General features: G+C 68.4%; 10 protein-coding genes and 2 pseudogenes. 6 read left to right on the top strand and 6 right to left on the bottom strand.

Annotated elements, in window-relative coordinates; all coding sequences use genetic code 11:
• Positions 1 to 36: 36 nt before the first annotated feature.
• Both ABZ863_RS22730 and ABZ863_RS22725 read right to left on the bottom strand, forming a co-directional pair.
• The gene (locus ABZ863_RS22730) at positions 37 to 639 is read right to left on the bottom strand and encodes a hypothetical protein (protein WP_358539113.1); all 603 of its coding nucleotides are present in this window, start codon (positions 637 to 639) and stop codon (positions 37 to 39) included.
• 48 nt (positions 640 to 687) lie between these two features.
• Positions 688 to 786 (bottom strand): annotated as a pseudogene (locus ABZ863_RS22725) (zf-HC2 domain-containing protein); the annotation flags it as partial.
• Positions 787 to 849: 63 nt separating this feature from the next.
• Between ABZ863_RS22725 and ABZ863_RS22720 the strand changes: the two are divergent.
• Complete coding sequence (locus tag ABZ863_RS22720; RefSeq protein ID WP_358538909.1) at positions 850 to 1,410, top strand: sigma-70 family RNA polymerase sigma factor; 561 nt, start codon at positions 850 to 852, stop codon at positions 1,408 to 1,410.
• 172 nt (positions 1,411 to 1,582) lie between these two features.
• Positions 1,583 to 3,835, top strand: a complete 2,253-nt coding sequence (locus ABZ863_RS22715) for a heavy metal translocating P-type ATPase (RefSeq protein WP_358538907.1) — start codon at positions 1,583 to 1,585, stop codon at positions 3,833 to 3,835.
• A gap of 9 nt (positions 3,836 to 3,844) precedes the next feature.
• Here the strand turns inward: ABZ863_RS22715 and ABZ863_RS22710 are convergent, their stop codons facing one another.
• Complete coding sequence (locus ABZ863_RS22710; protein ID WP_358538904.1) at positions 3,845 to 4,393, bottom strand: helix-turn-helix domain-containing protein; 549 nt, start codon at positions 4,391 to 4,393, stop codon at positions 3,845 to 3,847.
• A 102-nt stretch (positions 4,394 to 4,495) separates the two neighbouring features.
• On the opposite strand from ABZ863_RS22710, the gene ABZ863_RS22705 reads away from it, so the two are divergent.
• Positions 4,496 to 5,509, top strand: a complete 1,014-nt coding sequence (locus tag ABZ863_RS22705) for an aldo/keto reductase (RefSeq protein ID WP_358538902.1) — start codon at positions 4,496 to 4,498, stop codon at positions 5,507 to 5,509.
• 284 nt (positions 5,510 to 5,793) lie between these two features.
• On the opposite strand, the pseudogene ABZ863_RS22700 reads toward ABZ863_RS22705, so the two are convergent.
• Both ABZ863_RS22700 and ABZ863_RS22695 read right to left on the bottom strand, forming a co-directional pair.
• Positions 5,794 to 5,955: pseudogene (locus tag ABZ863_RS22700) on the bottom strand (YciI family protein); the annotation flags it as partial.
• A 61-nt stretch (positions 5,956 to 6,016) separates the two neighbouring features.
• Entirely contained in the window at positions 6,017 to 6,856 is an 840-nt protein-coding gene (locus ABZ863_RS22695) for a helix-turn-helix transcriptional regulator (RefSeq protein ID WP_358538899.1), read from the bottom strand.
• Between the two features lie 186 nt (positions 6,857 to 7,042).
• On the opposite strand from ABZ863_RS22695, the gene ABZ863_RS22690 reads away from it, so the two are divergent.
• Entirely contained in the window at positions 7,043 to 7,987 is a 945-nt protein-coding gene (locus tag ABZ863_RS22690; protein WP_358538897.1) for an SDR family oxidoreductase, read from the top strand.
• A gap of 275 nt (positions 7,988 to 8,262) precedes the next feature.
• Here ABZ863_RS22690 and ABZ863_RS22685 read toward each other — a convergent pair whose 3' ends face one another.
• Positions 8,263 to 8,859 carry a TetR/AcrR family transcriptional regulator gene (locus ABZ863_RS22685; RefSeq protein ID WP_358538895.1) on the bottom strand — a complete coding sequence of 199 codons (597 nt, stop codon included), beginning with the start codon at positions 8,857 to 8,859 and terminating at the stop codon, positions 8,263 to 8,265.
• 90 nt (positions 8,860 to 8,949) lie between these two features.
• Between ABZ863_RS22685 and ABZ863_RS22680 the strand changes: the two genes are divergently transcribed.
• Entirely contained in the window at positions 8,950 to 9,363 is a 414-nt protein-coding gene (locus ABZ863_RS22680) for a nuclear transport factor 2 family protein (RefSeq protein WP_358538893.1), read from the top strand.
• Entirely contained in the window at positions 9,356 to 10,171 is an 816-nt protein-coding gene (locus ABZ863_RS22675) for an NAD(P)H-binding protein (protein WP_358538891.1), read from the top strand. The genes ABZ863_RS22680 and ABZ863_RS22675 overlap by 8 nt, the downstream gene beginning before the upstream one ends.
• Positions 10,172 to 10,206 lie beyond the last annotated feature (35 nt).

Raw genomic sequence — 10,206 nt, 5'->3', positions numbered from 1 at the left:
CCGCTCTCATGTGGACAGAGGAATCCCGTTGGAAGGTCAGGCCGCCGGTGAAGCGGAACGACTCCGGTCCTGGTCATGCCCCGTGGCACGACGAGCAATCCCGGCTCCCGGCGTGAACAGCCGGGCGAGATTGCCGTACACCGGTGCTTGGTCCTCGAGCTCCGGTTCGGGGGCCGCATGCGACGGCGCCGGGCCCGCGGTGGCGCGGTTCTGCCGATGCACGACGAAAAGCAGGCAGAGCCCGGCGAGCATGATGCCGTGCGAGAGGACGCGTCCCGCTGTGACGGCGCCGCCGAAAAGGTCCGAAGCGGATACTGCCCCGAGCACGAGGGTGAATCCTGTCAATGCAGGCAGAAGTCCACCCGAGGAGGCGGGACGCAGCGCCGCCCACAACAGACCGATCCCGACCGCGAGGTTCCACGCGGCACTCTCGTTGCCGAGATGTACGGCACCGACTCCAGCATGACCGGCGTGGGTGGCACTCGTGCCGAGTAGCTGCCCGAAACCGAGCCCGGCCTGGGCGAGCGCCACAATTGCCAGCGCCACTCGCGCACCCCAGCGTTCGCGCCGTGGCAGCACGGCGGCAGCGACGATCCGATCGCTCAGATCCGGCACAGGCGGTGCCGCGGCGAGGCGCATCGCGCGGTGCAACCGGGCGGTTTGTTCCCACCTCAGGCGACACGACGAGCAGGAAGCCAGGTGCCGATCCACACTCGTCGAGTCGAGGTGTTCGTCTTCGTTGTCAAGGCGCGCCGACAGGGCTTCCCAACAGCTGGAGCAGTCCACGTTCTATGAGTCGGATGGAGGGGCTGCCGAGTTCCTCGGCGTTTTCGGCTACTGTGCCGGAACGTGAAACCTCGTGGACGTCGTGACCAGGACGAGCTCACCGAGCTGGCCCTCGCCGCCGCACGCGGTGACCACAGCGCGTTCGAGGCCTGGGTGCGAGCCACCCAGGCCGACGTCTGGCGCTTCCTGGTGCACCTCAACGGTATGAACACAGCCGACGATCTGACCCAGGAGACCTACCTGCGCGCGGTGAGCGCACTACCGCGTTTCGCAGGCCGTTCCTCGTCCCGTACCTGGCTGCTCACGATTGCTCGCCGCGTCGTCATCGACAACATCCGCCGCGAATCGGCTCGGCCTCGAACGTCCGGTCAGGACTGGGAGACCATCGCCGAGCAGGCCTCGGCGGGCGAACGTGGTTTCGAAGGCGCCGTCGACATCCAGCTGCTGCTCGACCAACTGGACACCGAACGCCGGGAAGCGCTGATCCTGACCCAGATCCTGGGCTACAGCTACGCCGAAGCGGCCGAGATCTGCGCGTGCCCGGTGGGCACCATCCGCTCGCGCGTGGCGCGAGCCCGCGAAGAACTGCTTGCGACACTGCGACAACAAGGCAACGCGAGCTGACCGCCACGCACCTGTCGGCACCACCACACAGGTAGTCGCGCGCAGCGCCGCGAAAGTTCCGCGGGCCCCTCGGCAACGTCGGTGTCGATGCCCAAGTACAGTCGCTGCTGCTCCTCGCCATGCCCCTGTCGGCCACCACCTTTCGACATCGGCTGACGAGGACGAGGTGACGATGACAACATCTACCGCCGCACCCGAACACCGCGAAACCACCCGCACGGTCGAACTGACGGTGACGGGCATGACCTGTGCCGCGTGCTCGGCCCGGGTACAGCGCGGCTTGAACAAGCTGCCCGGGGTGACGGCTTCGGTCAACTACGCGACCGAGCGGGCCACGGTCCAGGTCAGGGGCGACACCGACGCGACGATGCTGGTGGAGCGCGTCACCCAGCTCGGCTACACCGCGCGGGTCAGGGACGCCGTCGGCGTCGAGAGCGCTGACGAGCGGGTTCGCGATCTACGCCGCAGGCTCGCGGTCGCCGCTCTGCTGGCCATTCCGCTGGGCAACCTGTCCATCAGCCTCGCGTTGGTGCCCGCTTGGCGGTTCCCCGGCTGGGAGCTGTTGTGTGTGGCGCTCGCCGTGCCGGTGGTGTTCTGGTCGGCCCTCCCGTTCCACCGAGCCGCGTGGCGGGGCCTGCGGCATGGTTCGGCGAGTATGGACACGCTGGTGTCGCTCGGCGTGCTCGCGTCGTTCCTCTGGTCGGTGTGGGCGATGATCGCCGGCGGGCAGGAGCCCGGCTACTGGGTGGGGTTCGGTCCGACAGCCCCTGGCGCGGACGCGATCTACCTGGACGTCGCCGCGGGCGTCACGACGTTCCTGCTGGCGGGACGGTACTTCGAAAGCCGGTCGCGGCGAAGCGCGAACGAACTGCTGCACGCACTGGATGGACTGGCCGCCAAGGACGCTCGCGTGCTGCGCGACGGTCACGAGCACATGATCCCGATCGGCGAGCTGGTGGTCGACGACCTCATCGTGGTCAAGCCCGGCGAAGCGGTTCCCACCGACGGAGTCGTCGAGCAGGGCCGGTCGAGCGTGGACGTCAGCGCACTCACCGGCGAGCCGGTGCCAGCCGATGTGACGGTGGGTGACCGCCTGATCGGCGCCAGCCTCAACCAGACCGGCCGGCTCCTGGTTCGCGCGACCCAGATCGGCACACACACCCAGCTAGCGCAGATGACCGCACTCGCAGAGCGAGCGCAGGCTCGCAAGGCCGCGGTGCAACGGCTCGTGGATCGAGTCTGCTCGGTGTTCGTCCCCGTCGTGGTCGGCCTGTCCATCGCAACACTGGCGGTGTGGCTGCTGCTCGGCCAGGATGCGCGGTCCGCGTTCCAGGCCGCTGTGGCGGTCCTCATCATCGCCTGCCCCTGCGCGCTCGGGCTGGCGACACCGACCGCGCTCATGGTCGGCGTCGGCCGGAGCGCCCAGCTCGGCATTCTGATCAAAGGGCCGGAGGCACTGGAGGCCAGCCGCGCCATCGACACCGTTGTCCTGGACAAGACCGGCACGCTGACCACCGGCTCCATGGCTGTGGTGGCAACCCGTCCAGCCGTCGGCGTACTGCCGCAGGAGCTGCTGCGACTCGCCGGTGCCGTCGAATCGGGCTCCGAGCATCCCATCGCCGCCGCAATCGCAGCGGCCGCACAGGCCGAGCTCCCCGAGTTGCCCGCGGTCGGCGAGTTCGCGGCGCTGCCCGGCCTCGGTGCGGAAGGGATCGTCGACGACGTGCACGTGGTCGTCGGCAACAGCAGGCTCCTCGCCGAACGAGGCATGGCCATCCCCGCCGACATCGCCGAACGAACCCGCGCCGCGGAAAGCCGCGGTGAGACAGCCGTCCTCGTGGCCGCCGGTGACCAAGTCGTAGGCGCGCTCGTCGTACGAGATCAAGTCAAGCCCTCGGCGCGGGCTGCCGTGGACGTGCTGCGCGAGATGGGCTTGCGGACGGTGTTGCTGACCGGCGACAACGAATCCGCCGCACGTGCCGTCGCCGACGACATCGGCATCGACGAGGTCCTCGCCGGCGTGCTGCCCGCGGACAAGGCCCGCACCATCGACCGGTTGCGCGAGCAGGGCGCCAGGGTCGCCATGGTCGGCGACGGGATCAACGACGGTCCCGCACTGGCCAGCGCTGACCTGGGCATGGCCATGGCGCGGGGCAGCGACATCGCCGTCCGCTCGGCCGACATGATCCTCGTGCGCGATGACCTTCGTGTGATCCCGGACGCCATCCGACTGGCCAACCGCACTCTCGCCACTATCCGGGGCAACCTGGTGTGGGCCTTCGGCTACAACGTGGCCGCCATCCCGCTGGCCGCCTGCGGGGTACTGAACCCCCTCATCGCCGGCGCCGCCATGTCGCTGTCCTCGGTGCTGGTCGTGGCCAACAGCCTCCGCCTGCGCACCTTCGAACCCGTGCACAAGGCCTAGTTCAGCTTCTCAGCGGTGAGCGCGCAGACCCGTGCACACGATTTCGATCATCCGGCTGCGTGCCGCGGCGTCGGTGGCGCCGCGTTCGCGGGCCAGGCAGCCGGTCATGAGGGCTTTCACGTCGACCACATCGACGTCGTCGCGCACCGCTCCCGCGCGTTGTGCTGCGGTGAGCAGGTCACGCATTCCGCCCATGACGTCGTATCCGGTGCGTTCGGCGGAGGCTGCGACATCGTAGCCTCCGCCGCCCAGGGCGTCGGCAAGCCCGTGGTCCGTGGCGCCCGCATCCGCCATGTACTTGAAGAACTCGAAGAATGCCGTGCTGGGTTCCTCTGCTTCGGCCAGCGAGCGTGCTCGGTCGACGAGCTGCTCGAGGCGATGCAGGATGATCGCGTCGTAGAGCGACTCCTTCGTGGGGAAGTGGCGGCTGACCGTGCCGGTGCCGACGCCGGCGCGGCGGGCGATCTCGTGGACCGGCACTGACAGTCCCTCGGTCGCGAAGGCCTCGATCGCCGCCGTCAGAATCCGGTCGCGATTGCGTTTGGCGTCGGCACGCACGAAGTCTCCCTCGATCCTCGACAACCGGGATGGCCATCCCGTATCGTCGCCATCAAGCGGGACCGATGTCCCGGTTACGGACCATACTGGAGGACCCGAGAAATGCGTGATGTCAAGCTGCCCGGCACCGACCTGATGGTCTCGGCTCTCGGCCTGGGCTGCATGAACCTCACCGACGGCTACGGTCCCGTTGACCGCGACCAGGCGACCGCCGTGCTGCGCAGTGCCTTCGACATCGGGGTGCGGTTCTGGGACACCGCCGACGCATACGGTCACGGCGCCAACGAGCTGCTGCTGGGCGAGTTCCTGACCACCGTGCCACGCGACGAGGTCGTCATCGCCACCAAGTTCGGCGGGGTCTTCGACCCCGAGACGAAGCAGCCGACCGGCGTGCGAGGCGACGTCGAGTACGTCCGCGAAGCCTGTGAGGCGAGCCTGCGCCGTCTCGGCACCGACCACATCGACGTCTACTACCAGCACCTGCCTGACGTGAACGTGCCGATCGAGGAAACCGTCGGCGCGATGGCCGAGCTGGTCGCCGCGGGCAAGATCCGCTACATCGGTCTGTCCAATTTGGGCACCGCTCAGCTGCGCGCCGCACAGCAGGTGCACCCCATCGCGGCGGTCCAGAACGAGTGGAACCTGTTCTACCGCAACGTCGAGAGCGCGGTCGTCCCCACGTGCGCGGAACTGGGCATCGCATTCGTCCCCTACGCTCCGCTCGGGCGCGGGGTCCTGACCGGTAGCCATGCCACCGCAGCCGAGCTGGCCGCTGAGGACGAGCGCCGGATGTTCCCACGCTTCGCGGCCGGGAACGTACAGCACAACGCGGCCTTGCTCGCTCCCGTTCACCGGCTGGCAGAGGCCCGCGGGGCGACTCCTGCCCAGATCGCGCTCGCCTGGCTCTTCCAGCGATCCGAGGTTCACGACCTGACCGTGGTCCCCATCCCGGGTACCAAGCAGCGGGCCCGCCTCGAGGAGAACGCCGCCGCGATCGACATCCAGCTCACGAACGACGAACTCGCCACCCTGGAGAACATCGCCGACCAGGTCGCCGGCGACCGGTTGCCGGAACTCCCCGCGGAGTTGCGCCACCTGATGCCCGAGATCGCCTAAGAGGTTGCGCGGATAGGGGCTGTCGCCCTATCCGCGCAACCTCTAAGCGTGACTGAGCCTCTGCTCCAGCGCGTTCCGGCCGGCAGCGAAGCTGCGCAGCGCCGCGCCTGCAGAACGGGCACTGGTGCAGCTGCGCGGTGCACATCGCGAGGTATTCGCGTTCCGCCGGGGTCCAGTACGACGGCCCGCGCATCGCGTCGGCGGTGAGCTCCAGCAGCGGACAGCTGAGAAAGCCAGGCCGGTACAGCAGCATCTTCACGATGTCCGGACTGTCCACGCGAGACATCGAGGACGTAGGCGCCGCCGAGGTGCTCGTGGGTTTCGACGTACGGGCCGTCGGTGATCAGCGTCCGGCCGTCCCGCACGCTGACGGTCGTGGCGGTGTGCTCGCCCTGCAGGGGATGCCCTGAGACGAACACCCCGCGGCGGCGACACTCGTCGGCGAACAAGAGGATGACGAACAGACCGACCGTATCTCGACACCCCGATGGTCGAATCCGCGATTCTTCAGCGAAGGGTCTGTGTGCCGATGACGGACAGCAGGTTCAGTTTGTCGTGGCTCTCGCTGCCAGGAATGGCGGTGTAGACGAGCAGCGAGTGGGCCTGGTCGGGGTCGACCAGCCTCTGGCACGTCAGCTCCAGGGCTCCGACTTCGGGGTGAACGAAGTGCTTGACCTTGTGCGGGCGTATCCCGATTTCGTGGTCCTCCCACACCCGTCGGAACTCCTCGCTGCGGGCGAGGAGCAGGTCAGCGAGGTGCGCGGCTCGGGAGCCGGGCCCGCGGAGGGTGGCCATCTCGCGCAGCCCCGAGGCGTACATCCTGGTGAGGAACGGATGTTCTTCGGGCGCGTAGAGCTGCCGGACGGCTGGGTCGGCGAACCACCGGTAGCCACTGCTGCGGGCGGGCCCGGTGTACCGGGTCGTGTCGCCGGTGAGCGCGACGCCCATCGGGGTCTGCCGCAGGGTCTCGCCGAGCTCGGTGATGATCTCCGCGGGAGTGTCGCTCAGGCGATCGAGAATGCGCAGCAGGCCGGGGCTGATGTGCTCGCTGACTCCGCCGCGGATGGGCGGGTTGTGTCCCGAGAGGCGGAACAGATGGTCTCGCTCGTCGAGCGAGAGGTGCAGCCCCTGGGCGATCGAGGCGAGCATCTGGCTCGACGGCTGCGGACCGCGTTCCCGCTCGAGCCGGGAGTAGTAGTCGGTCGACATGTGACACAGCGCCGCGACTTCCTCACGCCGTAGCCCGTTCGTCCTGCGACGGGGGCCGCGCGGGAGGCCGACGTCCTCTGGTTGCAGCGCCTCCCGACGACTTCGGAGAAACTCCGCCAGCCCAGCGCGATCGATCATGGCATTCCCTCTTCTCGCGGTGTTGCTTCGTTTCTACCGTCCTCGCGCGACGGCAACCACGGACCGCTGATCCCACTCTCCGGTCGAATGAGGAGGGGCCTACGCATCCATGGATCGGCAGTCCCTGGAACGTCCCCGTACCGCCCGGGACCGTGGATCCGAGACGACAAAACAAGGAGCAGAGCAATGTCACGTCGATCGATCGATATCACTATTCCGAATCTGTCCGGCAAACGCGTGCTCATCACCGGTGCCAGCGACGGAATGGGGCTGGGAATGGCCGTGCGGCTCGCCGCGGCCGGCGCGGACGTGCTCATGCCCGTCCGCAACCCCCGCAAGGGCGAGAACGCGCTCGCGCGGATCCGCCAAAGCGTCGCGAACGCGAAGGTCTCGCTGCGCAGCCTCGATCTGTCATCGCTGCAGTCGGTCAAGGCCCTCGGAGACGTTCTCCGCGAGGAGGGTCAGCCCATCCACATCCTCATCAACAACGCCGGAGTGATGACCCCGCCGAGCCGGCAGACCACGGCGGAGGGCTTCGAACTGCAGTTCGGCACGAACCACCTCGGCCACTTCGCCCTCGTCGGCCACATCCTCCCGCTGCTGCGCGCCGGCCGCGCCCGCGTGACCTCGCAGGTCAGCGTCGCCGCGAACGGCGGCGCCATCAACTGGGACGACCTGAACTGGGAACGCAAGTACGACGGCATGCGCGCCTACCGGCAGTCCAAGATCGCGTTCGGGCTCTTCGGTCTCGAACTGGACCGACGTAGCAAGGCCCACGGATGGGGCATCACCAGCAACCTTTCCCATCCCGGAGTGGCCCCCACCAGCCTCCTCGCCACCCGCCCGGAGATCGGCCGCGACGAAGACGCCCGCAACATCCGCCTGATCCGTGCGCTCTCGGCCCGGGGCATTATCTTCGGCACCGTCGAGACCGCGATGTTGCCCGCGCTCATGGCCGCGACCGACCTCGACGCCAAAGCCGGCGCCTTCTACGGACCCAGGGGCCTCGGTGGCCTCGGTGGCCCGCCCGCCGAACAGCGGCTGTACTCCCGCCTGCGCAGCACGGACGACGCCGAACGCATCTGGCAGATCTCGGAGCGGCTCACCAAGACCACCGTTGCGATCACCTGACCAACAGTGGCCTATTCGCCTCGGGGACCGACCGTTCGAATGACCAGCACTGGAGACGTCATGAGCTCTGCCCCACGTCATAGCCGCAAAGTCGCGGAGCCCGCGGCGGGTGGCCGTCGGCGGTGGTGTCGCCAACGCCGTCGGGCCCAACACCATGTTCCTGGCCACCTTGGGTGCGCTGTCGTGCCGGGGAGCTGTCGTTCGAGAGGTCCGTATTTCGGACCGCAAGTGACGCAAGTGTGTGCGTCCACGTGGCGGGGCGTGCTCGAGTTCGTTCAGTCGGCCGCGGCGCGCAGTGCACGCAGCGCGGTGTCGGTGACTCTGTCGAGGTAGTCCTGTTCGACCGGTGCCTGGCGCACCACCATCCGCCAGTAGATCAACGCGGCCACGAGGTCCTGGGCCATCTCCAGGTCGGTGTCGGCGGGCAGTTCACCGCGAGCCATGGCGCGTTCCAGCTTCGGACGGGTCAGCGCTCGTCGGGGTTCGCCGATGGTGGTCGCGATGGCCTTGGCGAGTTCGGACGTGCGGGTGGCCTCGGCCACTAGGTCGGGGATGATCCGGGAGAACGGCGGTTCGGTCAGCCACGAGGCGACGGCGGAGACCATGGCGCGGAGGTCCCCGCGCAGCGTGCCGGTGTCCGCCACGTCCGCCATCGGTACGCTGACCTCGGCAAGCACCGCCAGCACCATCTCCTGCTTGGTGCGCCACCGCCGGTACAGGGCGCTCTTGCCCGCGCCGGCGCGCTTGGCCACTCCTTCCATGGACAGCCGCGCGTAGCCTCGCTCGACCAGTTCGGCCAGTACGGCGTCGGTGATGGCGGCAGTGATGCCGGCTTGCAGCACGGCCGCCCCGGACGGCACACGACGGTTCATGTGATCCAGTCTAACGGATGGACGGAACGGTACCGTCCGTCGTATGTTGGGCGGGACGATACCGTTCCGTCCATCCTGAGGGAGTCGCAGATGACACCGCGCGAACTGCTCGACAAGGCCCTGGGCCTGCTGCTGGCCAAGGACATGTCCGGATTCGCCGACCTGTGGGCCATCGATGGGACCATGGAGTTCCCGTTCGCCCCACCCGGATGGCCTACCCGGCTGGACAGCCGCGAGGCGGTGCGCGAGTACCTGCGCGGCTACACCGATGTCTACGACATCAAGGATGTCTGTGAGCAGACCGTGCACGAGACCGCCGATCCCGAGGTGATCATCGCTGAGATCGAGGTGGACGGCGTGCTGGTGCGCACCGGCCAGCCCTACCAGCGCCGCTACATCAGTGTGATCACCGTGCGGAACGGGCACATCGTCGGCTACCGCGACTACTGGTCGCCGCTGGGCATGACCGCCGACACCGACTTCACCGAGCACGGCGATGCGTGAGGTCCTGGTCATCGGGGCCACCGGCACCACGGGGTCGCGGGTCGCCGCCGGTCTGACTGAGCGTGGCGTGCCGGTCCGGCTGGCCACCCGCACCCCCCGCGCTCCCGGCCATATCCGCTTCGAGTGGGCCGACACCAACACGCATCGGTTGGCGCTGAAGGGGGTCGACGCGGTCTACCTGATCGCACCGATCGGGGTGGCCGACCCGGTCCCCGTGGTCGAGCCACTGCTGCACGAGGCGGTCGAGTCGGGCGTGCGCCGGGTCGTACTGCTCAGCTCCTCCGCCGTCACCGACCAGACTCCTGGCCTGGGCGCACTGCCCCGTCTGGTACGCACGGCGAGTCCTGAATGGACCGTGCTGCGGCCGAGCTGGTTCATGAACAACTTCACCGGTGATCATCCGGTGGCGCAGGGCGTGCGAGCAGGCGAGATCGTCACCGCGACCGGGTCAGGCCGGGTCGGCTTCGTCGACGCCGAGGACATCGCCGCGGTCGCGGTGCGCGCGCTGACCGACGAGCGACCGCACAACACCGACCACCTGATCACCGGCCCGCAGGCGCTCAACTACACGGAGGCGGCCGCGATCATCACCGACGTCACCGGCCAGCCCGTAATACACCGCGCGGTCGACGTGCCAGAGCTGCTGGAGCGGCTGTCGGCCTATCCACCCGAGTTCGCCGCGATCCTCGCCGCGCTGGACGCCGACATCGCCGCCGGGGCGGAAGACCGGGTCACCGACACGGTAGCCCGGGTAACCGGCCGTCCGGCTCGGGAATTCCGCACCTTCATCAGAAAAGAACTGCGATGAGGCAGCTGTTGGTCCCGACGACCGGCACTTGTCGA

Origin of the sequence: Saccharomonospora sp. NPDC046836 (genome assembly GCF_040645195.1) — a bacterium.
Taxonomy (GTDB): domain Bacteria; phylum Actinomycetota; class Actinomycetes; order Mycobacteriales; family Pseudonocardiaceae; genus Prauserella_A.
The sequence above is the reverse complement of the archived record's forward strand: the minus strand, read 5'-3'. Positions and strand labels throughout refer to the sequence as shown.

Coding starts and splice junctions, on each gene's coding strand:
- ABZ863_RS22730 (WP_358539113.1), bottom strand. CDS start 639: ATGCGCCTCGCCGCGGCACCGCCTGTGCCGGATCTGAGCGATCGGATC.
- ABZ863_RS22715 (WP_358538907.1), top strand. CDS start 1,583: ATGACAACATCTACCGCCGCACCCGAACACCGCGAAACCACCCGCACG.
- ABZ863_RS22705 (WP_358538902.1), top strand. CDS start 4,496: ATGCGTGATGTCAAGCTGCCCGGCACCGACCTGATGGTCTCGGCTCTC.
- ABZ863_RS22695 (WP_358538899.1), bottom strand. CDS start 6,856: ATGATCGATCGCGCTGGGCTGGCGGAGTTTCTCCGAAGTCGTCGGGAG.
- ABZ863_RS22690 (WP_358538897.1), top strand. CDS start 7,043: ATGTCACGTCGATCGATCGATATCACTATTCCGAATCTGTCCGGCAAA.
- ABZ863_RS22685 (WP_358538895.1), bottom strand. CDS start 8,859: ATGAACCGTCGTGTGCCGTCCGGGGCGGCCGTGCTGCAAGCCGGCATC.
- ABZ863_RS22680 (WP_358538893.1), top strand. CDS start 8,950: ATGACACCGCGCGAACTGCTCGACAAGGCCCTGGGCCTGCTGCTGGCC.
- ABZ863_RS22675 (WP_358538891.1), top strand. CDS start 9,356: ATGCGTGAGGTCCTGGTCATCGGGGCCACCGGCACCACGGGGTCGCGG.